This window comes from Taishania pollutisoli, assembly GCF_014518315.1.
GTDB classification, from domain to species: domain Bacteria; phylum Bacteroidota; class Bacteroidia; order Flavobacteriales_D; family Crocinitomicaceae; genus Taishania; species Taishania pollutisoli.
The window spans coordinates 20,941-46,044 of sequence record NZ_JACVEL010000015.1 but is presented as its reverse complement, the minus strand read 5'-3'; the positions used below and the strand labels follow the sequence as shown (position 1 = coordinate 46,044).

Sequence of the window (25,104 nt, the reverse complement as noted above, 5' to 3'; positions counted from 1 at the left end):
GGTGTCACTGGGACTGAACCTGAATTGTAAGAAGAAAATTCCGCAGTTCAGAACCATTTCGTGTCCTTCTTTCTAAAGTTGTATTTTTCATTTGTTTTTAAATCGCTCGGTTGTATTTTTTATAATCACTGCCGTTATCGTATGACTGGTTTTGTATATTTGCAGCGAGATATACAACAAACACCATCTATATGAAAATTCTAATTTCCCCGGCCAAATCAATTGACATGACGATTGACATTCCTGTTCCACAGGTTACAACTGCTCAGTTTCTAAAAGAAGCGGACACGCTCATGAACAAATTGTCGAAATTATCTGCCGGGAAACTGGAAAAACTGATGCATGTTTCCAGGGATATTGCTGAACTGAACGTTAACAGGAATAAAAACTGGACGCTCCCGGTTGCGCTATCTGAAACAAGCAAACCCGCAGTTACCGTTTTTACGGGAGAGGTTTACCGGGGATTGAATGTCTCGTCATTTGACACTGCTGATTTCCTGTATGCGAATGAGAATCTCCGTATTCTATCCGGGCTGTATGGTATTTTGAAACCATTGGATCTCCTCTACCCTTACCGACTGGAAATGGGAACCAAATGGGCCATTACCCCTAAAACAAAAAACCTGTACGATTTCTGGGGACTTAAATTGAATAAGGCATTAACGGATGAGCTGGCAACAGGTGAAGTGATTATTAACCTTGCTTCTTCTGAATATTTCAAAGCGATTCAACACAAACAATTAAAACACCGGTTAATTACACCTGTTTTCAAAGAATTCAAAAATGGGGAGTACAAAGTGATTATGACCTATGCAAAAAATGCCCGCGGGTCAATGGCGCATTATATAATAAAGAACAAATTAAGTCACCCGGAAGATCTCAAGGCATTCGACAGCGACGGATATCGGTTTGACGCTAATTTATCAACAGCCGATGAATGGGTGTTTACACGTTAACACGCATCGAAACAGGGCCAACCTCCGTCATTTCCTGATTGGTCACTGAATAACTTACCTGTTAAGTTCCAGTACACCATACATATCAATCAATTGAAAGTCGGAAATATTCGTTCCTGAGATCAAGAACTTAAAGCTATACTCATTACTTGCTTTCAGCACATAAGAGGTCAGTAAGGAACTAATGGTCGCATTATCAATTTCACAGAAAACAATACTTTCAGTTGCAGCCTGATACGGAATGGCATGTTTTCCGGCAACAACGGCAATGAACTCCCCCGGATTCATGTTAAACTCTACCTGTTCATCTTTTTTCAACTCACAATAATAAGCTTTCGCCCCCGGTTGATCATTAAACACCAGTACTTGTACGGCAAAATCGGATTCATTGCGTACAAATGTCGGTTTTCCGTTCTTTTTCTCACTCAGTTTAGTAAATCCTTCCGGAAGGACATCTTTTGTGATCTGTTTTGCCAATTCTTTACACTTCTGCGGAGTTTGCATGGAATCTTTCAGCAGGTACTCCTCCCATGCTTTGTAGAAATTATCCACTTTTGTGTTTGAAAATTCTTTTCGGGCATCCACCATCAGCTCTCGTCCTTCGATGTAAAAATCCTGTTCTTCCGAATACTGAAACAGCGGTTCGGGTTGAATAATTTTCAAGAGTGAGTCTATGTGTTTACGTTCTTCCACTGTAAATTCAGTAAAGGACGATCCGCCTGCTAATTCCTGGGGATCCGGGTGTTCACTCCAAGGCTTGAATACGATGATCCAGGTAATCAATCCAGCAAAAACAACCAGGGTTCCAACAGTTAAAACCGGTTTCAGCCAGCTACCGGACATACGTGTTCCTTTGTTTTCGACACGCACCTCACCTGACCGTAATTTTTGTTGAAAATCGGACAATTGACGGAGGTGATCCGGGTTCAATTTCAGTTGTTGTAATTGCTTCACAATCCAGTTTGCCAACCGCACTGTACAACCTTTGGATTCTAATACAGAAAAACAATGTTCTACATAACTGATCACATGTACATAAGAACGTTTCGAGAAAGCATTCAGAACGGCTGTAATCTGATCATTTACCACTTCGTGAATGACTGGAACCAATTGTTCTTCTGTCACCTTTTTCTGTGCTTGTAACTGGTGAACAGCAGTAAACAACCTACTTATCTGTTCATAAATTACATTTTCAATAATTGCTCTTGCATCCGGTTCCAGAACGGTTACATATTCCAATGTCGGGCTCAACATCCCGCTTTCAGCTGTACGCATCAATTGCGGAAATAAAAAAGGAGTTACGAACTGTTGAAATGATGCATAGAGTGTATGCCCCTGCACACGCAGGTAGTCAGAAAAAGATCCGGATGTCTCTCCTTTCAACACAATTTCCCGCAATTCCTTCCATTGCTCCATCCAGCCGATAAACAATTCTGCATTCGGACGCTTCAGGTATTCCAGAAATTCCACCAATACGGGATCAGTTGATCCGTGTATGTAGTCATCCAACTTATCGAAACGAACGGGTTCATTCAACAAACGGCTTAATTCGGCGTAAGCGTAGTATTTCATTTTTTTAATTATCAGTTATCAATGGGGCAATTATCAAGTGTTAATTATTATGGGTTCAGAACAATGCATTACACTCACGTCATTTGATAATTGATCATTCCACATTCATGATTCACTATTCGAAATTATCCTTTAAAAATGCTTCAACGCTGTCTGGACCTCTTTGTCTATCTGATTCATAACGATAAAGTAACCTTCTTCCGTCCAGATCTGGCGTGCAATTTCAGCTTTCAGAATATTCTTAATCCATTGTTTACTTGTTTTCAACCCGGTTTGATCAATCTTAACACCTGATTCTTTTTCACTGAATTTCAGGAATTGATTGAGCAACGCATCCGAAATATGAAAGGTACGTGCATACTCCTGTGGTGTTTTCCACTGATCGTATTTTCCGTTCGCAAAGTCAAACGCGAATGCCTGGAAAGACATCGTATACCTCAATTGTGCCAGGTACCAGCTGTTGCCAACGGTATCAACCGCAACAAACACATCCGGCATAATTCCGCCTCCTCCGTACACAACTTTTCCTTTCGGGGTAACAAATTTGAGTGAATCAACAAACTTGGTTGTATCCGGCGCATACAATTCTCCATTGTCGTACCGGTCGATCTGATCGTGGTAATAGTCTTCAATGTTTCCGTTATACGGTTTTTGAATGCTTCTTCCCGTTGGTGTGTAATACCGCGCAATGGTCAACCGCAAACTACTGTTGTCGCGTAGTTTCATATCTTCCTGCACCAATCCTTTTCCAAAACTTCTTCTTCCTACAATTGTTGCACGGTCGTTGTCCTGCAATGCTCCTGCCAGGATTTCACTTGCCGAAGCGGAATTTTCATTGATCAGTACAGCTACCTTTATGTTCTCAAGATTTCCCTTACCGGTTGCTCTGTAAAAACGTTCTTTTGAGTGTTGTCCTTTCGTTGAAACAATGATTTTATTGTTGGACAGGAATTCATCTGCAATCTGGGTTGCTGTCTGCAATACTCCGCCTGCGTTTCCTCTCAGGTCAAGCACGAGTCGCTTCATTCCTTTGGTCATTAATTTTTCAGAGGCCTGTCTGAATTCTTCTTCTGTTGTCAATGAGAACTGGTCAATTTTAATAAATCCTGTTTCCGGATCGATCATATATGCCGCAGAGACAGAATAAATCGGAATCGCTCCCCGGATAATCGATTTTGTCAATTGCTTTCCGTTACGAAGAATATCTACCTTTACTTCCGTATTGGTACGCCCTTTTAGCTTAGACATAATTCCGTCGTTCGAGATTTTTACTCCTGCAACTGTCTTTCCGTCTACTTTTACAATTTTGTCTCCTGCTTTCAATCCCGCCTGTTCGGATGGCGAACCTTTGATTACGTTTGTTACACACACGGTATCACGCAGGATAAAAAAACGCACGCCGATTCCTGAAAATTCTCCCTGAATCTGCTCATTCGCCAATTGCAAATCTTTTGCTGAGATATAATTGGAGTGCGGATCCAGTTTGTGCAACATGTCTTCAATGGTTTGCTCAAACAATTCGTCTCTGTTTACACTGTCGACGTAATAATTATCAATAATTTCGATGATGTCCTGCATCTTTTGATAATTCGAATTCTCATACCCGTATTCCAATCCTGCACCGGAACCAGCGGGCACAGCCATTTGACGACCAAAGAAAACTCCTGCTGCCATGGCAATTCCGATCAAAACGGGTGTCCATAGTCGTATATTGTTATTCTCCATCTGTGACATTAATTTGTTCCACTTCAATCCCTGCACTTTTCAAAAAGTCAACTCCCGAAGTGTCTTTGTAATTCATTGCGTATACTACTCGTCTGATACCGGCCTGTAAGATCAACTTACTGCAGTCTTTACACGGAGAAAGTGTCAGATATAGGGTTGCACCGTGTGCGTTGTTGGTCGACTTGGCTACTTTTAAGATAGCGTTGGCCTCGGCATGCAGCACATACCAATGTGTTTCTCCCTGGCTGTTTTCACAGCAATTGTCAAATCCCGATGGTGTCCCGTTGTATCCGTCAGAGATAATCATATCGTTTTTAACGATGATGGCCCCGACCTTTTTTCGCTTACAGTGAGATAGCTCTGACCAGCTTTTTGCCATTTTCAGGTAGGCCTGATCGTACCGTAATTGTTTGTTTACTTTCACACTCATATTCCTACAAAAATAATCATTTTTCATTCAGTCAATCACTCTTGAATGATCGGGAAAATTTACGGTCACTTACATCATTCAATCATACCTTTGCACTTTTTCCCGTTCACTCAACCAACCGATCCGTTTAATCATTCGTTAATAGATTGGCACATATATTGTGTATCTTGCTAAAAAATAAAACTCATCGTTATGAAAAAAGCAGCCATTACCCACACACGACTCTCGACATTAAACGGTCAGGAGGCACCGAGTAAATTGCGAAAGACTGCCTCTCCTTTCGATGAGGCACTGAAAGGATTGGGCGTTTCTCAACAGAAGAAAAAAGGGGATAAAAAAGTCAAACCGGTTGTTTCTACGATTTAAATATTTTAGAAATCACCTCCTCCACCTTCGGTATCTTTCGGCAATTGTTTTTGTGAGAATTCCATTTTCCCGAAATTATACGTCAGCGTAAGGTACACGCGTCTGGTCTGAAAATCAAAATCCGAGTATTGTCTCAATGTCGGCTGATCGATGCGCATTTTGAAGCCTTTCGTATTAAAGACATCCGCCAGTTTTACCCCGACAGAAAATTTCTTTCCGAAAAATTGCTTTTGAACGGCAATATCAACAAAGTTCCACAGGTAAATAATTCCTTGTGCTGTCACCCGGGGTGCATTGTAGGTCGCATTGACCTGAAACGTTGCTGTCTTTTTCCAAAAATCGATACTTCCATTGTATTTTACTCCCCAGTTAAACCCACTGTTGTTCCAGTTATCAGATGCTGTAGACGCATTTTGGTAATCAATATAATTTCCGTTGAATGAGATGGTATTTCTCCACCATGGCAGCGGACGGAACTGAAAAATCAGCTCCCCTCCAACTGTCTGGCTGACATCGATATTCGCCATTGTCACCGCTGCGGTATTGTCATCGTAGAAAATCTTAACCCGCTGGATGACATCCGTTGTATGACGGTAATATACACTTCCGGTCAATGACATGGATTTAAAGGTTTGTGTATATCCCAGGTCAAATGAGTGAATGAATTCAGGTTTCAGATCCGGGTTTCCTGTCCGCAGGTTGAATGGATCCGAATAGTTTGTAAACGGATTCAGGTCTCTTGAGTTCGGGCGGTTAATCCGTCTGGAATAACCAAAACTGATCTCTGAACGTTCTCCCGTCGCATAGCGAACGTGAGCGGAAGGATATAACTGCGCATATTCTTTTGTATAGGTTTTATTTTCAGAAAGCAAACGCGGATCCTGCAGTACATATTCTCCTCTCAATCCCGCCTGATACTTCAATTTTCCTAATTCCTGTCCAAACGTACCATATGCACTGTACACATTTTCATTGTATTTGTAATCGTATGTTGCAAATGTATCTGTAACAAAATCCTGTAAGGCATAATCGTATGAGGCAGAAGATGAATTCAGTTTTTCATCCCGAAGAATGGCTTTGATTCCTACTTCATAGCGTGCTTTTATTTTAGGTACAATCTGTTCGTAATCGGCCTGCGCGGTAAAAATCCCGTCGTTGCTGGCCGAATATTGATTCTGGTAGATTGTATTCATGGTTGTAATGGCTCCTCCGAATACCCGGTAATCCTGGCTGAAGTACCCATCCTCCGTTCGGTCGGATGTCGAATAATTAATACTGGAAGAAAATTTACTCAATTCATTCTTAAAATTGTGGTTGAAATAGGCATTTAAATCAATTCCTTTTCTGTTTTCCGGCTCTTCGGAACGTCTCACCCATTCATTGGTAACGGATTCGGAGGCGATAAACTGTTCATTCAACTGATCTCCGGTTCTTCTTCTTGCACTGATCTGTCCGTTTCCGGAGATTCCGAATGTACTGTTATTGCTCAGGTACCAATCCAATCCCAGGCGTGCCATGTGTCCGCGTTTAAAATCAGTTCCATAACGTGTCTGATTTAAGTTCATTAATGAATCTGTTCCGATTACCCGTTCAATGTCACCAAAATTGTTTCTGTATCCTTCCATGTAGTCAAATGCGTAAGATCCGTAAACGTTCAGTTTATCGTTGCGGAAGCTCAATGCTGCGTTCAACTTGTGGTCATGTCCGGGAATGCCTCCTGTTGCCGCAATCTGCCCGTTGATTCCTCTGACCTTGTTCTTTTTCAACACGATGTTGATAATACCGGAAGTTCCGTCAGGATCATATTTTGCTGACGGATTGGTAACCACTTCAATCCGTTCGATTGTACTGGCCGGAATACTGCTCAGCAAATCTCCTCCCGATCCTGTCAGTGAGCTGGGTTGTCCGTTGATTAGGATCGTTACACTTCCTTCTCCTCTCAGGGAGACGCGTCCTTCTTCATCCAGGGTAATGGAAGGAATATTGTTCAACACCTCATCCGCTCCTGCACCTCTCGCCACAATATCCTGATCTACATTGTATACTTTTTTGTCAATCCCGGCACTGAGTACTTCCATCTTCCCGACAACAACCAGCTCATCAATTTGCTTCAAGTTGACGGGGGCGAGTGCAACTCTTCCGATTGAATAGACCGGTTGTCCTGTTAATTTAACCGAGCTGATCTGCTTGTCCTCGTACCCGGAGAATCCTACCACAATGTAGTAATTCCCTCCCGGGATATTATCCATGATAAACTTTCCCTTTTCATCGGTGTAGGCTCCCGTTTTCAGCACCGAATCTTTTTCAGTAAACAGTTTTACGGACACAAATTCCATTGCCTGTCCTGTAACACTGTCTGCCACTTCTCCGGAAACAGTTGTCTGTCCAAAAGTAATTACGGGAAGAAATAAAAGAAAAAAGAAATAATACCTGGTCATGTTTAACTCTATTATTAGCAGCGTAACAACTTATTTTTCAACTTGTTTTTAACGCATCCGGTTTTTAACGCGTCACGAATATACGATCTTTAGCAGATTTTCAGTTTTTCCGGTTCCCGGCACATCCAGTTTTAACAAAAAACTAACACAGTTTAACAAATTCCCAAAAAATAGAATTGAATATGGATAAAATCTGTAATTTAGAGTCATGAGAATCCATTTGTTGCTTATTCCTTTACTCGGTTTTCTTCTTACGGGATGCCCGGGATCTGTTAACCAGACACAAAAAAAAATTGAGGAAAATGATTTAAATCTACCGAATCCTACAGGCAGAAACGGCCTGGGAATCCGGTTTGAGCTTTCTGAATTATTTGAAACAGATTATTATTCTCATTTCTCACTCAATTCGGCAAACTCGCTCACTTACAGCACACCCAATACGGAAATCCTGGTGTCCATCGAACGGTTTACACCAGCATCGCTATCCGGCATTCAATTTCAGAATGAGCAGGAAAACCAACCGGATCTGGAAGCACTGAGGGATTACTTCGTAAAAAAACGCAAGGCTGCAAGTCAAAATTCAATTGTTTCAGAACCGATTGAATTGTATTCAAAAACGAAGAAAAAAGGTTGGATGCAATCGGTGGAGGATACACACAATGGAAATAATTACGACCTGCACTACCTCATCGGAACCATTTCATTTAAAGGTAATTTTTATGTTGTCCAGATGGTTGCCGGAAAGGATAACATGTCTTATCTCCTGGATGACTTCCTGTCGCTGATTAAATCCATACGGTAATGACTTCGGAAGAATTTCTTACGCAAATACGTACTTCTTTTAACCATCCGCTACCAGGTATCGAAGCGCACAAGTTGCTGACTCCCGGGAAACGTCCGTTGATTCGTGAAGAAGTTCCCGACATTGAAGAATACAGGGCATCCGCCGTTGCCATTGTTTGTTACCCGGTCGACAATAACGTACATTCCATTCTTATTCAACGTCCCGATTACAATGGTAATCACGGGGGACAAATCAGTCTTCCGGGCGGAAAAGCAGAACCGGATGACCTGACAATGGAATACACTGCACGACGGGAAACAGAGGAAGAAATCGGGTGGAAACTTTCCGAAGAACATTACCTGGGACAGCTAACAGAATTGTTTATTCCTGTCAGTAAGTTTTCTGTCCAACCGTTTCTGTACTTTTGTGAAGGACCTCAACCATTTCTTCCCGACGCACGAGAGGTTGCAAAGATCATTCAATTTCCTGTTGCAGATCTTCGACGCAAATCCATTGTAAAAACGACAACAATCCGGGTATCTTCAGGAATGAATCTGAAAGACGTTCCTTATTTTGATATTGACAATCATGTTGTATGGGGAGCAACTGCAATTATTCTGAGTGAATTCAGAGAGCTGCTGAGTTGATTTACTCTTTTCTCAGCCATTTCAGGAAAGCGGTCATTTTTTCTTTACTGACTGTTATTTGTTCTGGAAACGGGATCGTCAGGTTGACGGAGTACTTGCGTGACAAAAAAGTAGTAACGTCCTGAACTGCCATCCGGTTAACGATGAATTGGCGGTTGGCCCTGTAAAAATCCGTACCCAATAGCTGATCCAGTTCATCCAGGCTTTTATTGATCATGTAATTGACTCCTTCGAAGGTGCGTAGAAAGACCATTTCATTACGGATATAGGCCAATGCAATCTCCGTAACACTCAATGGAATGATTTTCTCTTTGTGGTGAACTAAAATGGTGGTATGGGAAGCCGTTTTAGAGGTAAAGTCATCAATTGATTTGGATAAATTTTGTTCCCCGGCAATAAACCCTGCTTTTAAATTCGAGTAATGTTCCAGCGCTTCCTTTATATTTTTGGCTGAATATGGTTTCAGAATGTAATCGATTCCGTTGGCTTTAAAGGCTTCAATCGCATATTCATCATAGGCTGTACAAAAAATAACCGGGATATGGGGTTGAAAGTTTTTAAACAGTTCAAAACTCAGACCGTCTCCCAGTTGAATATCGCTAAAAATAAGGTCTACCTGGTAATTCCCTGAAAAGAAGTCATTTCCTTCTCTCACACTGGAGAGGTGTGCCACAATCTCACAATCCGGACTGATTATCTTCAAGATATCAATCAGGTCTTCCGCAATTAATTGCTCGTCTTCAATTACTACGATTTTCATTTGAAATTAATTTAATCCCCACAATGAACGCATCTGCTGTCTGTTCAATTTTTATTTCTTCATCAAACAAAATCCGGTAGCGTTCTTTTAAGTTGGTCAATCCGTTTCCGGTCGATGTTTCCACGTTTTTTTTCAGTCGCAGGTTGTTCTTTACAAGAATGTCTTTTCCTTCTACAAACAGTTGAATGGACAACGGCGATTGTTTTGTCAGCTCGTTGTGCTTAATCGCATTTTCCAGCAAAGGCTGAAGAGAGAAAAAAGGAATTGAGTACCGGTCAAAGTAGTCTTCGGGAATGTCCACCTGGTACTTCAACGCTTCTCCGAACCGGGTCTTTTGCATTTGCATGTAATTCTCACACAACGTCAATTCCTCCCTTAAAGACACGGTATCTGTTCTGTGTCCGGAAATAGAAGCTCTTAAAAAATCTGACAGCTGAATCAGGTAATTTTCAGCAACATCCGGTTGTTTTTTGATCAACGACTTGAGTGTATTCAATGCATTGAACAAGAAGTGCGGTTGAATTTGCTGTTTGAGCAATTGGTTCGTTGTTTCCGCGTTCGCTGTCTGCAGTCTTACGACTTCCAGCTCGGACTGTTTGGTGGCATAGGCCAGAATCACAAACCGGTGGAAGAAATGAACTGTTGTAAAAATAACGGTAGCAAGAAAAGGAATGAAAATATAGACTTTCCAGCTATTGAATACTTCCAGGATTCGTTCATCATTTAAATCATTGGGCAACCACCCTATTTTCATGGCGTATTGCGTCGTAATTGTGGTAATACTTGTAAAAACGATCGTAATGAGAATTCCTGCAATGATCTTCAGTCGCTCACTAAACGGCCCTTCCCGTTTCTGCATTTTCAAGTACAGGTAGATGTTAATGAGAAAACATCCGTAAAATTGTACGAACGCCATGATTGTACGGAAAATCACAATTTTCAGATCTCCTTCCATCACATAGATACTCACAAACGCTGTGAGCATAATGAACAGTGAGAATTTGAAACTATACTTAAACAGATCGTCGACCGGGATTTTGTATTCCATAGGTGCAAAATTAGAACTAAATCAAATCAGGTTTATTAAAAAAATATTCCAAACGGACAAAAAAGTATATGACTTTAAACTCTTTATATTATTTTTGCAGAAACTTTTTTTATTGTCAGACAACTTTTTAAGTTGTTTTTTCGTTTTGAACACTAAAAGACTAAAGCTACTAAAAAATGAAAAGAATTACCTTATCAACTCTTTTATTATTACTACTCTGTCAATTTTCAATCGCACAGTATTTTCCAAATCCCGCAACGCTGTCTACCGGACAGGGAGCACCCGGCACGCAAGACCCGATCTGGTTGTGTTCTCCCTGGTCGACAACACTTCCGGGGAATCCGATGGGACAGACATACGGTCCCACGCTGATCAATAACAACTGTGCCCCGGGGGCATGGGTCGATCCTTCGACGCTAACGCCTCCTTTAAACAACGGGAACTGGATTACGGGAACAGAAAGTAATTGTGCAACCAACACTGCACATGGGTACCGGTATTTTCGTCTAACACTCAATTTACCTCCGGATTGTAATGGAAATAGTGTAACCGTTCAGGGAAATTACATCCTGAGTTTTGACGGATATGTTGACAACAGCATAATTGATGTTTTTATCAATGGAAACTCCCAGGGAATTTCAGGAGGAGGTTTCGGCCCCGGGAACCAATTGAATATTTACCTCAACGGACCGTGGGTAGTTGGGACGAACTATGTGGATATTCTTGTTTACAATGCGCCGAGTTCGCCTGTAGGAGCGACAAATCCCTACGGACTTCTCTTAGTAGCAAATGGCACGAACAGCGCCAACATGGATTCGGACGGGGATGGTGTAAACGACCTGGATGATTTGTGTCCGTGTGATTATGGAACAAATTCCGTCGGCTGTCCTGATCCGGTAGCGAACACCTGTGACATCGAATTGATCCGTTCAACATTCTTAGGAGCGGGATGCCTGGAATTACCGCTTTGTTACAGTGACTGTAGTATGTATTTCTTAAATCCTTCTCCGAACTCCGGAAGCAGCGCACAGGCATTTGCACAGATATACGGAGCCAATCTGATTTCGGTACAGGATGCACAGGAAAATGAATGCATTATGAATGAATTGAACCGGATCAATGAAGCCGGTGTCATCTGGATTGGTTTCAATGATGAAGCGGAAGAAGGAAATTTTGTATGGTACGATCAGGCTCCTGTTACGTATACGAACTGGGCTCCGGGAGAACCGAATAATTCAGGAGGTAATGAAGGATGTACACAAATATACCCGGACGGACTCTGGAATGACCTGAACTGTAATACGGCGAACGCCAAATCGATCATTGAAGTGAACCTCTGTCCGGTGATTTCAACACCTGATGTGATCGTCTGTAGCAATGAAACAACAGTTATCGCTGCTGCAGATCCGATTTTAGGTTCGAATCCATATACCTATTCATGGAACAACGGAGCAACGACGCAATCGCAAACCGTACCGACAACAGATGCTACGTATATTGTAACCGTTACTGACCGTTACAATTGTAGCGGGACAGATACCTGTGCTGTGGTTACCAAACCGGTGCCAACTGCAACAGTTACACCGACAACTGATTTGATCTGTTCCGGAGAAGCAACTGATTTTCAGATTACCTCTAACTTGTCAGGGACAACATTCGACTGGACAGTATCCGGAACGGGAACAAACGGAAGCGCAAACGGAACGGGTAACACCATTACTCAAATATTGACAACAACAGGTTCAACCAACGGATCTGCTACGTATTCGATTACTCCTGAGTTGGATGGCTGCTTCGGAACACCGGTAACTGCATCTGTCACTGTTTCCGCATTACCGGTATTGACGTTTAATCCAACTGCTGCAACCATTTGTAACGGAGCTTCTCAATCAATTACAGTAAGCGGGGCAAATACTTACGCCTGGTCTCCGGCAACAGGATTAAATACAACAAGCGGAAGTACAGTAACAGCATCGCCGTCCAGCAGTGAAACATATACTGTAACAGGAACCAATGTGGATGGATGTGAAAGTGTCAATTCTGTCAATATTACGGTGAACCCTGTTCCGCAAATTCAGGTGACACCTGCACAACAATCATTCTGCGTGTCCGGAACGACGAACTTCCAACTGACCTCTGTTCCTGCAGGAGCAACGTTCAACTGGATCGCTGCACCGACAAATATTATCGGATCATCAAACGGTTCTGGAAATACCATTTCCCAGGCATTGACCGCATCCGGAACCGGAGGGACTGTTACATATGCCATTACGGGAACCTTAAACGGATGTCAGAGTTCTGTTGTAACAGCGGTAGCCAATGTCAATAATGAAACGAACCTGACGGATAACATTCAGATTTGTAATTATGATTTACCGTTTTCATGGAACGGTCAGACAATTACTTCCGGAGGAGCGGCTGTCGCTACGCATACAACACAAGATGCAAACGGATGTGATGTGATCACAACCTTGAACTTAACGGTTACCACACCGCCGAATGTTACCTTTATTTCACAAGCGGAAGACTGTCTGCCTGCAGAAGTAACGTTAATACCCTCCAGTGTCGTTCCGAATGGGAATTGTACCTGGTATGTGAATGGGCAGGTTGTTACAGGAGATTGTTCGGGAGCTCTCTTCACAGAAACAGACCCAGGGTGTCAGGATGTATCTTTTGTCGCCACAGATGCGAATGGTTGTACAACAACTGTTAATCAAAATGACAGTTACTGTATTGAAGTGCTACCGGATGCACAATTCAACCTCATCCAACAATCCAGTATTACGGTTCAAACGGTTAATGAAAGTACCAATGCTACTAATTATGTATGGGTATTGCCGAACGGAACTTCAACAACGGCCACTAATCCTTCCGTTTTATTTGAACAACTCGACGGACCAAGTGCCATTACATTGTATGCTTATTCTGCCAGCGGATGTTACGATTCAATGACAATGATCATTGAATGGCCGTTTGTCGTTCCGAATGTGATTACCGCAAACGGCGATGGTGTTAATGATTATTTCATTATTGCAGGGCTGGCTCCTCATTCAAAACTAACCATTCTGAATCGTTGGGGAAATGTTGTGTACACTTCCGACAATTACAACAATACATGGGACGGGAGAGACAAATCCGGACTCTATGTAACCGGAGGAGTGTATACATATATACTTGAATTACCCAATGGGAATAAACAACATGGGTTTGTACATGTAGAGGGGCGATAGAAATTATAGATCTGAATTAAAAAACGTGGGGTCGGTTTTGATTCCACGTTTTTTGTTTCTATCCCATTCTGGGGTCAAAAAATCAGAGATAATTATAGAATATACTGATCGCCAGAAGGAGCGGGTTCCCTTGTGTCTGCATTGAAGAACAAAGAGTAAATACTTCTGTTATTCTCTTTTAGATTTCAGTTTTCCCGAAACTGCATTCAAGGCATTTTTCACGTAGGTTACAGATTGTTTTTCCAATTGAAAGATGAAGACCGGCAATACAAACAATAACAGGAAAAGTATTGTTACGATGACTGACCGTATCCACAGGTTGGTTGTCATTCCACCGAAATATTCTCCGGCTAAAATGGTCAGAATGCCCAATCCTAAAACAATAAACTGATTCTTTTCAAAAGGATTCAACCGGTAAGAAAAGGAAATAAACAAATAACGGCTGAAATTAAACAACATAAGTGCAATTGCCGTAGAAACCGCAGCACCGACGATTCCCCATTTCGGAATGAACCATACATTCATTGCATAGACAATGACGACCAATACCGATGTAAAATACAAGTCGTACTTGTATTTTTTAGATGTGGAGAAGATAATACCTGTTAATCCGAAAAACATTTCAAACAAGCGTCCCATCATCAGGAAAAAAAACACCCAGATTCCCGGTTGAAATTCAGCATCCAGAAAACTAAACAACAGATCGATGTTCAACCAGACAATGATGAAACTTCCCAAACCGATGAGCAACGAAACAGAACCTGATTTTTTGTACAACTCATTCATCGCTTTCATGTCCCGGTTTTTCCAGTATTCAGCCACCAACGGGGCACTGATCCGCAACAAGGATCTGTGTGGGACAAGCAGGGCACTCGCTAAAAAAATGATCGTGGAATATACTCCTGTCGGCTTCAATCCCATCATTTGTGCAATCATCATGACATCCAGGGAAATAACAAGCGAAACTCCCAGGGAATTCAGGTAATTGTATGCTGAGAACCGAAAAATAAGCTTCTGAAACCGTTTGGAAATACGGATGTCCTTAACGGAGAGAAACAACTCGTTCGTTTTCCACAGGTAAACGACCAAAATGGCTGGAGGAACCAGATAAACAAGGGCATTAATTTTAATAAACACATCGAATGAGATCCATTCCTTCCAGAACAAAACCAGGGAAGCTGTAACACACAACCGCAGGATAATATCATATGAGAATACGGACAAAATGTTCTTGTAAAAACTTCTCAGGTATGCTTCCAGCAACAAGTACACGACGTATCCGATCCCTATGGGTAGCACCCACCAGTAATAATTGACAAAATCCTCCGATTTTTCAATGTACCAGGATTCAATCAACGATCTGAATACAAAAAAACCAAGTATTGATGCCAGTGTACCGGCAATTGTGATCCGGATAATGAATGGTAAAAAACCATGGTGTTTGTTGTCGTGATTTCTAAAAAACGGAAAAAATTTGAGGGTTGTAAATGCGGTACCGAAACTGGATAGTTGGGCAAATAGGGTTCCGACAGTAATTAATAAATTGATCAACCCGATTTGTTCCTGTGTCAGGATCAATAAAAACAGGAGTCCCTTATTGATATAGCCCAGTGCAACTCCTATCAAGGAGATGACTGTTGTACGAAACGCATCTTTTTGGACAATTCCCATTCAAACAAAATTCGTGTGGGACGAAAGTACAATATTTCACCCTAAGATGCTGAATAAACCTGTAATTTATATCTGATTTCAAGGTCTTGCCTCTTTTCAATCGTTACTTATAATACAATAAGCGAAATGTTTTGATAAAAACAGAAGGGGAAAACCATGAAATTCCACTACCAAACAGATACATTGTTCCACTCCTTAGATTTAATAAAAACCATCGGCTTAATAGAAGTGCTTTTAAATCGGATTGATCATACTGTTTTTTAGCTGCGTTTTGTTCGATTAAAAACAGGATCCACTTCCTTGTTTTTTCTCTCACCTGGCTATTTTTGAAATTCACATTCCGTTCAAAGAGAGAAAAATGAGTTTGTAAATCGTCTTCTGTCAATTCACCTGACAACCTTTCTACATACGGTTTCAATACTTTTCTACGGAAATTAGATTGATGGACGGAGTGTTCAACAGATATATTTTTGTCGTGCCATCTGTATTCCAACAGGTATTCGGGAATCGTTGCAAATCGAAATGATGTATTCATTGCCAGCCGTGGCCACAATTCCATGTCCTCGCAGTGAATGGCTTCTTCAGAATACAGATTTTTTTTGAGGGCATCTGTTTTTATCATTACTGTCGGGTGGACAAACGGTGTAGTGAACAACATATTTACCTTCAGTAATCCATCTGTATCGATTCGTTTAATGCGTCCTGTTTTATTCCCGTTGCTATCGATGATTTTTGCCCAACTTCCACACATCACATAGCTTTTATCTTGCTGTAAAAAGCGGAGCTGACGTTCAAATCTGGAAGGATGACAAATATCATCTGCGTCCATTCTTGCAATGTATTCTCCACGGGCTAATTCCACGCCTTTGTTTAATGTCTTAATGAGTCTTAGATTTTGCTCATTCTCCACGTAACGAATTCTCTCATCATTGAACGAACGGATAATTTCTTTACTTCCATCCGTGGAAGCGTCGTTTAGAATAATCAACTCAAAATTACGGTATGTCTGATTCAGTACACTTTGAATGGATGCTTCAATGTACCGTTCCGTATTGTATACAGGGAGAATGACTGAAATTAGCGGGTCTTTCATACCTTGCTATTTTTTTCATCTTCAAGAAAGATGATTTCGGTTGCATGAACAGCACGTTTATCTACAGGAGGAATTTGCATATAATCCTTGTAAATATCTCTTAAATACTGATCATAATTTGCCGGAGCATAAAACAATTTTCCTTCGAATGAAATCTCTTTCAGAGGAAAAAGATCATTGACTGAATGTGTGCATTGAAAATTCAATCCTCCGTATATATTTGCCACTCTTTTACTTTTCAGGATATAAGCCATAAAGCGTGAACATTGTCCCAAACATACTGAAAAAGGCCACAACATAAGTGCTTGAACGTATTTAGCATTGCTATTTGTCAACCTTCGTTTGTGGCGAAAACTTTTACCATATATGTTGGATATAAATCGCCTGATTTTTACCGTAGGGATTCGTTCAATGGGAAAAACATCCATAAAAATACCTTGGTGTTTTAAATCTCCCTTTTGGACATTCGGTTCAGCGTAATACGATTTTGTATCTCGAATTTTTAAGCATTTCATGGTAAGTTTTTGTTCATTCCTCCAATCTTGACAAACAAAATCAGTTGGGAGCTCCGTCTCTAATATCGTATAGAGTTTTTGATAATCTTCTCTCAAAATAGAAACATCCAAATCATCATCCCAGGGAATAAATCCACCGTGACGAACTGCTCCCAATAAGGTTCCGTAGTCAATCCAATAGGAGATATTATGTTTTCTGCAAATCGTATCAAACTCAATAAGAATGTCCAACATTCTCATTTGAGCTCTTCGAAGAACTGTTCCTTCTCCGTTATAAACACTAAAGTCCTCAGATTCTGTTAATCTCATATACGGGTTTTCAATGTAAATCGGATACAGACAGGATCATCTTCTTTGTATACTGAAAAACCTGTGTTTTCTTCCACAAAAACGATATCAAAGTGCGTTGAAAATTTGTCAATCAGGTACTCTTTAGAATACAACATTCGGAAGTGTTCTTCTCCTATGGATGATTTGAAAAACGTCTCTGATTTAGCTTCGTCTGTGATCCCTTTGGAAGATCGTGTTTCAATAAATAAAGTGAACGGTTTGGAATTCTTTAACATCTGTAGAATTAAACGGTCTAATTCTTCTTCTCGCAGGGCATGAACAATAAACCGCATGTACATTAATTCATACCCTTCGTAATCAAATGTGGTAATATCGTTTTTTATAAAAATCTGCTCATCAGAATCTGGTGTTACAGATATATCGATTCCTGTAGCGGAAATCCCATTATTAAGAAAAAAGAATGTATCTCTACCGTTACCACAAGCTATGTCAATCAGTTTCTTATTTTTTTGATCGTTTTGGGTAATCGCATCTAAAACAAAGCGAGCATAATTACTCTCCTCTTTCGGAGCAATGTTCAATTTATAAAAGTTATCCCAATAATTTTTATTTATCATTTTGATGTGTAGTTATTACTTGATGAGTAATTTTCTTACAAAAATTACCTTTTCGCCTTTTTTATATTCTGCCCAATCTGTTTCACCGATTGCATTGTAAACAGCTTTCGAACAGCCTTCAATGATTCGGTCATGCAATTCCACGACAATTACATCTACTTTATCGATCCATTTTTCAAAACCTTCCGAAAATAGCTGTTTTTCTGCTCCTTCAACGTCTATTTTTAAAATATCAATCCGATCACATCCCGATTTCGCTAAAATGGAATCAATCGTCACCGCAAAAACATCGTATTCTTCTCCCTCCGGAACTTCCTCCAGGGAAAAAGCCCACTTTTCCACTTCCTTATTTTTGATGCGAAGCCCTGCATTTTTAGACCAAACTCCGGCATTAATGAGTTCTACCTGCCTCAGTCTTTCTGTATTTGAGCGCAACAACTCAAAATTTGAATCTTCCGGTTCAACACAAATGATCTTTGCATCCGGATATGTTTCGGCATAATACAAGGCTGACAATCCGATATAGGCACCAAGATCAACAATCAATTTTGGCTTTACCTCAACTGGCAGCTGGAATTCATGAAGTAAAAAAATATCCCGGAAAACATAATGATCAGAGGTACTCTTTCGAACGATCAACCATGGATATTTTTTTTGATATTGCTTAATCAATCGATTGGTTAACTTCTTGAGAGCAACCTCAACCCAACTTCGGGGAATCAACATCCTTGAAATTTTCTTTCTTAAGCTATCTGCTTTATTTTTCATGATTCTCTTTTATCTTTTTTGATTCCCATATTCATGCATCCATATACAAATCATCTCAAAATTATCAAAAAAACCAAACAATGTGATTTGCTTCCTCTTTATTCGACTTGTTTACGTCACCGACAATCACATCAGGTCGTTTTTAGATTAATATCATTAAAAAACAAACCTTTCGACACCCATCCTCTGAATTGAATCAACATTTTAGCTTTGGGGAACTGAAGTAAAATGGTATACATGAACGCCATCGCAAGTGTTACCCCCCATTTTATACATTCTTTCAGGCAAGCAACTAACAATGCCTGTTGTCCAATAATTTTGGTTCGTCTATATTCACTTTCTCCAACTCCTATTCCCATTCTTTTAATATAAGATTTCTCTAATCTTGACGCGGGAATAATGTGATGAACAACCGCATTGGGGCAGTACCAAATAGACATGGAGTCAACACGCATTCTTGCAAATACATCTTTTTCATCTCCTCCTTGTAAATTTGTGCCGATTCTTCCCAGGTCGACATTAAAGACGCCTATTTTTTCAAAGACTTGTTTTCTGAATGACATATTCGCTCCAATGGGAAATTTCCCCCAGCGAAATGGTTGGGGTTTATTCCCCAAATCCAGTGCTGCAATAAGCGGCATCAATACGGGAGACAGCCATTCCGCTTTTTTTTCTTCGTAACGCGGGTAAATTCGTCCACCGGCAGCATCCACATTCGGGTATGTCTGATAAAAGGAAAGTAAGTTTTTCACATAATCAGGTTCCATCATTGCGTCATCGTCAATAAAAACAATAATAGCTCCTGTTGATTCTTGAATCCCTCTGTTTCGTGCGTATGAATTCCCTTGATTGGTTTCTACAAAATAATCGAACTGATGTTGTCTCATCAATTCCCTGCAGATTTCATCCGTCCTGTCCTTTGAATTATTGTTTACAACAATAACCTGATACTCTTCCTGAGGTACTGTCTGGTTTAAAGCCGCCAGAATGGATTCTGCTATATACTTCTCCCTGTTGTAGGTACAGATAACAATCGACAGTTTCTTCATTCTATTTATTTTCAATCCAAAGAAATTATTCTTGTACTTTTTTTCTTTTCTTCAATTCAAAATAAAGAACGCCTATGAATGCTACAATCAATGCAATACACGCTATAAAGGAAGCTTTATTGAGTGTGTGATACTTTGGAAGATCGAAAGATAACACCACTTTATGTTTCCCGTCAGGCACTTCAATTGCACGAAGCAAATAATTCACTTTCAAGATTTCAGTTGTTTTTCCATCTACTGTTGCTGTCCATCCTTCAGGATAAAATACTTCAGAGAATACAATCAACTGTTTTCCTTTCACGTTCACATCATAGGTAATCTCATCCGGATTGTATTTGGTCATTGCCACCGTCCCTTCTGCTGTATATGTTTCCTGAGAAAGTTTCTTCGCCCATTCTTTGAGCGTTACAACTTCTTCATCTATTTTGAATTCATTCTCTGCTGTTACTTTTACCATTTTCAGGAATGACAATCGTGCTGTGTCGTTGTCAAATACTTGCGGCATTACCAAATCCGGTTTTCCGTTTTTATCCATCACAAAAATGGCTGACATTCCTTCTGACATTCCATTACTCAACGGCACTTCAACAGAATCTGAACCACTAATTACATAGCGGATATTTTCAGCACCATACACAAACGATTCTTTTGTTTTCTTTCCATTCACATACAGCTCACCAACACCTTCATTTACCAATTTAAATCGCGTACCTAATGCACGGATTTCATCATTGGGTGTGTCATACGTCTCTACACGCTTAACCAACCATGCATTTCCTTTTGCTTTCACATTTGGTTGAACATAAGAGCCTTGTTCATTATTGTGGATAAAGTACTTGACATTCAACATATCAAACACCTTATTATTACCTTGAGCCACGTGAAAATCAATAAGATTTGCAAAATTGCGCAGTTTGGCACCATGATATCCACCAAATGACTTATGCAGATAAGATGTATAACTGCTATTAAATCCTCCACTCATATCAAAAACACGATAATTGGTTGCGAGACCCAATTCAGAAAATCGATAGCTATTAATCATATTCTTCCTTCCGGCTCCTTCGATTCCCAAATCACTTGCTTTCTCTTTTGCAAATTGTTCAGCAGTTCGAATCACTTTCTCCAGCGCAGGATTTGCCTGAATTTCCATCTGCATAATTTGCTCATCTGCTTCTCGCGCAGCAAACGGATATTTGTTTACTCCTTTATCCTCCCAATATTTATAATTTATACCAACTTCCTGTTTTCCCAAATACTGGTTTGCAACAGGAATCATGTCCATCATTACCAATAACAAAGCCCCACCCATTACAACAACAGAGGGAAGGGAAACAAAAACAAATAACAAGATTAACACTCCCGCAAAGAATGTGAACATTAAAGAACGATTTAAACTTGCATCAAAAATATCTTGTCGGACTACTTTCAAATCTTCAAACCCTTTTTCATATTGTTCCATTTGTTGACCGACAAATGCCTCCAATTGTTTTGGATTATTCACATCTAAATTATACTGTGACATGAGTGCATTCGGGTCCATGGATGAAATTTGCTTGGTGATATTTTGTTCTATACCTGCCAACTGATTCCTATCCGATTGACTTGTATAACCGTCCCCTAATCCTACAATTTTAACAACGAATAAAAAGATAAAGAAACCTACAACAGCCAGAATCAACTGATTCTTTTTCTCTTTTAACTCTTCTTTTTTATTGACAAGTAAATTAAGGAATAGAACACCTAATACCGGCACACAGAGTTCAACGATAATCAAAACAATCGTAACGGTTCTGAATTTATTGTAGCCGGGAACATAATCAATGAAGAAATTGGTCAAACTTTTTGACACAAACATATCCCCAAACGCGAATAAAATGAGAAGTAGCAACATATTTCCAACTGCGAAGAAAAATGCGGCTCTTCCTTTCAAAAAGGGAATGCATAAAAACAAAATGATGGGTAAAAGAACTGAAGCAGACACATAATTTTTACCCCACGACAATCCAATCGCCAATAATGTTGCTGCAAACAGAGCCCATTTCAACTCTGTCTTAAGAAAAATAAGACCGAGAAAAGCAAGCATTACGACAACGACACCTATATAAACAGGGCCGGAAGTAAATGGCTGTTCCCCCCAGTAAGCAGGGAAATTACGCAAATTATTTTTTGATTCGGAACTCAAATCGGAATCATCCAAAATGGATTGAAATTGACTATCTCCCAATACAAAAGATCCACCTCCCTTCACATCAGGAGACAAAAATGTAAACGTTTCACCGATTCCATACGACCAATTCGTAATATAATCCCTATCCAAACCTTTTGATTGGTTGGTCGCCTCCGTTCCATCCGGAGCAATCGTGATGTCATTTGTCCCCCTAATGGTATTTTTAGCATATTCGTTTGTTAATAGTATGTTTGGACTGTTAATAACCCCAGCCATTCCATAAGCTAAAATCAAGCCGATTGTGACCTTCATAAAAGAAGTCATTTCTTTTTTCTTAATTGCGTCGATGAAAAAGTAAACTCCCACAAACATCAATACAAAGATCATGTAATAAGTTACCTGAACGTGGTTAGAAGATAATTCAACGGTCATCACAATACCTGAGCACACGATTGCAAGCCAATTTTTATACCTGTATGCATAGATAAACATTCCTAATAACAAGGGCAGATATGCTGATGCCATTGATTTTGCAGAGTGTCCTGCCTGAATGATAATGATTTCATAGCTTGCAAAGCTATACGCTATCGCTCCCATCAAAGCAATTAGAGGACGGATTCGCAACATCAATGCCATAAAATAAAAACTGATCATATGCAGGAAAACCAATCCGATTGGCAATGAAACGACTTCGTAGTAAATTTTCATCGCCTCATGAAACAAATTTCCGCCATACGACATCATGATCTGAACTGCGGGCATTCCGGCAAACATTGAATTTGTCCACAAAGGATATTCACCTAACTTTTCTCCTACGAATATGATTTCCTGTGCCATCCCTCTCCATTGTTCCAAGTCATGTTGCTTTAATGCATAACCGTCAAATACTGGTTGGAAATAGATTGCAACAATAATAAACATCACTGCAACGGCAGCAAAATGAATCCAGTTCTTTTGAAAAAATGTTTTCATAAATTCGTTTCTCTTTAAGGTTTATTAGTTTTTAACAGTTTTAGGATTGGAAAATAACCGGACATCTTCTCCTTTGATGGTTTCACCACAAAGAATAACCAGTCGCTCAATAATATTTCTCAGTTCCCTGATATTTCCGGTCCAGTCCGTTTGCTTCAGTGCATCCAATGCATCCGGTGAAAAGTTTTTACGGGAAATTCCGTGCTCGTTGCAGACCATTGTCAGGAAATGTTCCGCCAATACCGGAATGTCTTCACGTCGTTCATTCAGCGAGGGCACATGAATCAGGATCACAGCCAGTCGATGGTACAAATCCTCCCGGAATCGCCCTTCTTCAATCTCTTTGCGTAAATCTTTATTCGTAGCGGCAACAACACGGGTATTGATTTTAATATCTTTCTCCCCTCCTACCCGTTGAATCACATTCTCCTGTAATGCTCTCAATACTTTTGCCTGGGCAGAAGCGGACATATCGCCGATTTCATCCAGGAACAATGTTCCTCCTTCGGCTAATTCAAATTTTCCTTTCTTTTGTTTGATCGCGGAAGTAAATGCTCCTTTTTCGTGTCCGAACAACTCACTTTCAATCAGTTCTGCCGGAATCGCAGCACAATTCACTTCAATGAATGCCTGATCTTTCCGGTTCGATAAATCATGTAACGAGCGGGCAACCAATTCTTTTCCGGTACCATTTTCTCCGGTTACCAGTACACGGGCATCCGAAGGAGCCACTTTCTCGATCATTGATTTGATCTGAAGAATTTCAGGTGTTTCCCCGATAATGGAAGTTCCTTTGAAGCGCTGAACGGTTTTCTTTAATACTTTTCGTTCTTCCACCAAAGCGGCTCTGTCTGAAGCATTCCGTATGGTTACCAGAATCCGGTTCAAATCCAATGGTTTTTCAATAAAATCAAAAGCTCCCTTCTTGATTGCCTGAACAGCCGTATCAATCGTACCGTGTCCGCTGATCATGATGACAGGTGATTCAACAGCGGCATCTTTCAATGCATCCAACACCTCCATGCCATCCATATTCGGCATCTTAATGTCACAAAAAATAATAGCGTATTCTTCTGAAACGGCTTTTTCTACTCCTTGCTTTCCATCTTCCGCCTCATCTACATCGAACTTTTCAAATTCAAGAATTTCACGCAGTGCACGGCGAATCGCCCGTTCATCATCAATGATAAGAATTTTGCTCATTTTAAAATCTTTGGGGGTAAAGATAATAAGAAGCTGTAAAAGGCAGACATCCTGCGAATAATTAAATATCTGCAAAGAACTTTACACTTCCCGTTATTTCAGCACCTTCATTAAATAGAGGTGATTATGCTGCTGAATCCGAAAGAAATACATTCCTTCCGCCGACAAATCCGTCAGGTTAAAAGCGGCTGTACCTTCCTGCTGTACCAACAGGCGTCCCGTCTGATCAAAAACCGAAAATGATGCCGGTTCTCCTGAAACAGCATACACCTTTCCTCCTTCGATCTTGAATTGACTTGAAAGAACCGTATTTTCCACTCCCAGACTTCCCTGACTGATGTTGAAATGAAAATGAATTGTATCACTTACTCCCGGCGTATCCGGATCTGAAATTTCAAACGAAACCGTCCCCTGTCCAACCTGGTTATTTAACTGCGCTCCGATGATCAGTTTTTGTGTAACTTCAGGATTTGTAACTAAAATAAAATCGGAACTGTCATTGTGACGGACGTCCTGGTGGTAGACAGTCTGGTCGTCAAATGTAATCACCCATTCTTCCGGAATGGTTTGAAAAACAGCTTTCCATTGCAATGTTTCGTCCTCGTTACTGGCAGAATAAATATTGATATACCAGTGTACCGGTGAATGATCTGTCGTTTTCACAAGTGTCGTTTCCTTGTTATCGAAATAAAATACCTGACCGTGTACCGGAAGCGTTTTTAACAAAAGAAAAGCAATACTAAACAGAAATAAGCGTTTATCCATTCCAAACAATATTTTGGTTAAAAATAAGCATTTA

General features: G+C 40.4%; 20 protein-coding genes. 5 read left to right on the top strand and 15 right to left on the bottom strand.

What is annotated here, in order from left to right:
* The first annotated feature begins 191 nt into the window (after positions 1 to 191).
* Positions 192 to 956, top strand: a complete 765-nt coding sequence (gene yaaA / locus H9Y05_RS15080) for a peroxide stress protein YaaA (RefSeq protein WP_216714760.1) — start codon at positions 192 to 194, stop codon at positions 954 to 956.
* Between the two features lie 54 nt (positions 957 to 1,010).
* On the opposite strand, the gene H9Y05_RS15075 is transcribed toward yaaA, so the two are convergent.
* The 3 genes from H9Y05_RS15075 to H9Y05_RS15065 form a co-directional block, all read right to left on the bottom strand.
* Complete coding sequence (locus tag H9Y05_RS15075) at positions 1,011 to 2,528, bottom strand: hypothetical protein (RefSeq protein WP_216714759.1); 1,518 nt, start codon at positions 2,526 to 2,528, stop codon at positions 1,011 to 1,013.
* 132 nt (positions 2,529 to 2,660) lie between these two features.
* Positions 2,661 to 4,253, bottom strand: coding sequence for a S41 family peptidase (locus H9Y05_RS15070; protein ID WP_216714758.1), 1,593 nt, complete (start codon positions 4,251 to 4,253; stop codon positions 2,661 to 2,663).
* Positions 4,243 to 4,683: a deoxycytidylate deaminase gene (locus H9Y05_RS15065; RefSeq protein WP_163492899.1), complete on the bottom strand. Its 441-nt coding sequence runs from the start codon at positions 4,681 to 4,683 to the stop codon at positions 4,243 to 4,245. The genes H9Y05_RS15070 and H9Y05_RS15065 overlap by 11 nt, the downstream gene beginning before the upstream one ends.
* A 192-nt stretch (positions 4,684 to 4,875) precedes the next feature.
* On the opposite strand from H9Y05_RS15065, the gene H9Y05_RS15060 reads away from it, so the two are divergent.
* Positions 4,876 to 5,049, top strand: coding sequence for a hypothetical protein (locus H9Y05_RS15060; RefSeq protein WP_163492900.1), 174 nt, complete (start codon positions 4,876 to 4,878; stop codon positions 5,047 to 5,049).
* Positions 5,050 to 5,054: 5 nt separating this feature from the next.
* Here H9Y05_RS15060 and H9Y05_RS15055 read toward each other — a convergent pair whose 3' ends face one another.
* Positions 5,055 to 7,487, bottom strand: coding sequence for an outer membrane beta-barrel family protein (locus H9Y05_RS15055; RefSeq protein ID WP_216714757.1), 2,433 nt, complete (start codon positions 7,485 to 7,487; stop codon positions 5,055 to 5,057).
* A gap of 208 nt (positions 7,488 to 7,695) precedes the next feature.
* On the opposite strand from H9Y05_RS15055, the gene H9Y05_RS15050 reads away from it, so the two are divergent.
* Both H9Y05_RS15050 and H9Y05_RS15045 read left to right on the top strand, forming a co-directional pair.
* Positions 7,696 to 8,289 carry a hypothetical protein gene (locus tag H9Y05_RS15050; RefSeq protein WP_216714756.1) on the top strand — a complete coding sequence of 198 codons (594 nt, stop codon included), beginning with the start codon at positions 7,696 to 7,698 and terminating at the stop codon, positions 8,287 to 8,289.
* Positions 8,289 to 8,918: an NUDIX hydrolase gene (locus H9Y05_RS15045; protein ID WP_216714755.1), complete on the top strand. Its 630-nt coding sequence runs from the start codon at positions 8,289 to 8,291 to the stop codon at positions 8,916 to 8,918. The genes H9Y05_RS15050 and H9Y05_RS15045 overlap by 1 nt, the downstream gene beginning before the upstream one ends.
* Before the next feature lies 1 nt (position 8,919).
* Here the strand turns inward: H9Y05_RS15045 and H9Y05_RS15040 are convergent, their stop codons facing one another.
* Together H9Y05_RS15040 and H9Y05_RS15035 are read right to left on the bottom strand one after the other, a co-directional pair.
* On the bottom strand, positions 8,920 to 9,678 hold the full coding sequence (locus H9Y05_RS15040) for a LytR/AlgR family response regulator transcription factor (RefSeq protein ID WP_216714754.1): 759 nt from the start codon (positions 9,676 to 9,678) through the stop codon (positions 8,920 to 8,922).
* The gene (locus tag H9Y05_RS15035) at positions 9,659 to 10,726 is read right to left on the bottom strand and encodes a sensor histidine kinase (RefSeq protein ID WP_163492905.1); all 1,068 of its coding nucleotides are present in this window, start codon (positions 10,724 to 10,726) and stop codon (positions 9,659 to 9,661) included. Before H9Y05_RS15035 ends, H9Y05_RS15040 begins: the two co-directional genes overlap by 20 nt.
* Positions 10,727 to 10,902: 176 nt before the next feature.
* Between H9Y05_RS15035 and H9Y05_RS15030 the strand changes: the two genes are divergently transcribed.
* Positions 10,903 to 13,956 (top strand): T9SS type B sorting domain-containing protein, encoded by a 3,054-nt coding sequence (locus H9Y05_RS15030; RefSeq protein WP_216714753.1) that lies wholly within the window; start codon positions 10,903 to 10,905, stop codon positions 13,954 to 13,956.
* 168 nt (positions 13,957 to 14,124) lie between these two features.
* Here the strand turns inward: H9Y05_RS15030 and H9Y05_RS15025 are convergent, their stop codons facing one another.
* The 9 genes from H9Y05_RS15025 to H9Y05_RS14985 all read right to left on the bottom strand — a co-directional run bounded on the left by H9Y05_RS15025 (position 14,125) and on the right by H9Y05_RS14985 (position 25,070).
* Complete coding sequence (locus H9Y05_RS15025) at positions 14,125 to 15,627, bottom strand: lipopolysaccharide biosynthesis protein (RefSeq protein WP_216714752.1); 1,503 nt, start codon at positions 15,625 to 15,627, stop codon at positions 14,125 to 14,127.
* Positions 15,628 to 15,730: 103 nt separating this feature from the next.
* On the bottom strand, positions 15,731 to 16,720 hold the full coding sequence (locus tag H9Y05_RS15020) for a glycosyltransferase family 2 protein (RefSeq protein WP_163492908.1): 990 nt from the start codon (positions 16,718 to 16,720) through the stop codon (positions 15,731 to 15,733).
* Positions 16,717 to 17,544 (bottom strand): LicD family protein, encoded by an 828-nt coding sequence (locus H9Y05_RS15015; RefSeq protein WP_163492909.1) that lies wholly within the window; start codon positions 17,542 to 17,544, stop codon positions 16,717 to 16,719. Before H9Y05_RS15015 ends, H9Y05_RS15020 begins: the two co-directional genes overlap by 4 nt.
* Entirely contained in the window at positions 17,541 to 18,143 is a 603-nt protein-coding gene (locus H9Y05_RS15010; protein ID WP_163492910.1) for a class I SAM-dependent methyltransferase, read from the bottom strand. The genes H9Y05_RS15015 and H9Y05_RS15010 overlap by 4 nt, the downstream gene beginning before the upstream one ends.
* Before the next feature lie 15 nt (positions 18,144 to 18,158).
* Positions 18,159 to 18,911 (bottom strand): FkbM family methyltransferase, encoded by a 753-nt coding sequence (locus tag H9Y05_RS15005; RefSeq protein WP_163492911.1) that lies wholly within the window; start codon positions 18,909 to 18,911, stop codon positions 18,159 to 18,161.
* 131 nt (positions 18,912 to 19,042) lie between these two features.
* Entirely contained in the window at positions 19,043 to 19,960 is a 918-nt protein-coding gene (locus H9Y05_RS15000) for a glycosyltransferase (RefSeq protein ID WP_163492912.1), read from the bottom strand.
* Positions 19,961 to 19,985: 25 nt separating this feature from the next.
* The gene (locus H9Y05_RS14995) at positions 19,986 to 23,102 is read right to left on the bottom strand and encodes a YfhO family protein (protein WP_163492913.1); all 3,117 of its coding nucleotides are present in this window, start codon (positions 23,100 to 23,102) and stop codon (positions 19,986 to 19,988) included.
* 24 nt (positions 23,103 to 23,126) lie between these two features.
* The gene (locus tag H9Y05_RS14990) at positions 23,127 to 24,305 is read right to left on the bottom strand and encodes a sigma-54-dependent transcriptional regulator (protein ID WP_163492914.1); all 1,179 of its coding nucleotides are present in this window, start codon (positions 24,303 to 24,305) and stop codon (positions 23,127 to 23,129) included.
* 93 nt (positions 24,306 to 24,398) lie between these two features.
* Complete coding sequence (locus tag H9Y05_RS14985; RefSeq protein ID WP_163492915.1) at positions 24,399 to 25,070, bottom strand: T9SS type A sorting domain-containing protein; 672 nt, start codon at positions 25,068 to 25,070, stop codon at positions 24,399 to 24,401.
* Between the last annotated feature and the right edge of the window lie 34 nt (positions 25,071 to 25,104).

What these genes read in the sequence shown, in the direction of transcription:
- yaaA (WP_216714760.1), top strand. Translation starts at nt 192, where the DNA reads ATGAAAATTCTAATTTCCCCGGCCAAATCAATTGACATGACGATTGAC.
- H9Y05_RS15075 (WP_216714759.1), bottom strand. Translation starts at nt 2,528, where the DNA reads ATGAAATACTACGCTTACGCCGAATTAAGCCGTTTGTTGAATGAACCC.
- H9Y05_RS15070 (WP_216714758.1), bottom strand. Translation starts at nt 4,253, where the DNA reads ATGGAGAATAACAATATACGACTATGGACACCCGTTTTGATCGGAATT.
- H9Y05_RS15065 (WP_163492899.1), bottom strand. Translation starts at nt 4,683, where the DNA reads ATGAGTGTGAAAGTAAACAAACAATTACGGTACGATCAGGCCTACCTG.
- H9Y05_RS15060 (WP_163492900.1), top strand. Translation starts at nt 4,876, where the DNA reads ATGAAAAAAGCAGCCATTACCCACACACGACTCTCGACATTAAACGGT.
- H9Y05_RS15055 (WP_216714757.1), bottom strand. Translation starts at nt 7,487, where the DNA reads ATGACCAGGTATTATTTCTTTTTTCTTTTATTTCTTCCCGTAATTACT.
- H9Y05_RS15050 (WP_216714756.1), top strand. Translation starts at nt 7,696, where the DNA reads ATGAGAATCCATTTGTTGCTTATTCCTTTACTCGGTTTTCTTCTTACG.
- H9Y05_RS15045 (WP_216714755.1), top strand. Translation starts at nt 8,289, where the DNA reads ATGACTTCGGAAGAATTTCTTACGCAAATACGTACTTCTTTTAACCAT.
- H9Y05_RS15040 (WP_216714754.1), bottom strand. Translation starts at nt 9,678, where the DNA reads ATGAAAATCGTAGTAATTGAAGACGAGCAATTAATTGCGGAAGACCTG.
- H9Y05_RS15035 (WP_163492905.1), bottom strand. Translation starts at nt 10,726, where the DNA reads ATGGAATACAAAATCCCGGTCGACGATCTGTTTAAGTATAGTTTCAAA.
- H9Y05_RS15030 (WP_216714753.1), top strand. Translation starts at nt 10,903, where the DNA reads ATGAAAAGAATTACCTTATCAACTCTTTTATTATTACTACTCTGTCAA.
- H9Y05_RS15025 (WP_216714752.1), bottom strand. Translation starts at nt 15,627, where the DNA reads ATGGGAATTGTCCAAAAAGATGCGTTTCGTACAACAGTCATCTCCTTG.
- H9Y05_RS15020 (WP_163492908.1), bottom strand. Translation starts at nt 16,720, where the DNA reads ATGAAAGACCCGCTAATTTCAGTCATTCTCCCTGTATACAATACGGAA.
- H9Y05_RS15015 (WP_163492909.1), bottom strand. Translation starts at nt 17,544, where the DNA reads ATGAGATTAACAGAATCTGAGGACTTTAGTGTTTATAACGGAGAAGGA.
- H9Y05_RS15010 (WP_163492910.1), bottom strand. Translation starts at nt 18,143, where the DNA reads ATGATAAATAAAAATTATTGGGATAACTTTTATAAATTGAACATTGCT.
- H9Y05_RS15005 (WP_163492911.1), bottom strand. Translation starts at nt 18,911, where the DNA reads ATGAAAAATAAAGCAGATAGCTTAAGAAAGAAAATTTCAAGGATGTTG.
- H9Y05_RS15000 (WP_163492912.1), bottom strand. Translation starts at nt 19,960, where the DNA reads ATGAAGAAACTGTCGATTGTTATCTGTACCTACAACAGGGAGAAGTAT.
- H9Y05_RS14995 (WP_163492913.1), bottom strand. Translation starts at nt 23,102, where the DNA reads ATGAAAACATTTTTTCAAAAGAACTGGATTCATTTTGCTGCCGTTGCA.
- H9Y05_RS14990 (WP_163492914.1), bottom strand. Translation starts at nt 24,305, where the DNA reads ATGAGCAAAATTCTTATCATTGATGATGAACGGGCGATTCGCCGTGCA.
- H9Y05_RS14985 (WP_163492915.1), bottom strand. Translation starts at nt 25,070, where the DNA reads ATGGATAAACGCTTATTTCTGTTTAGTATTGCTTTTCTTTTGTTAAAA.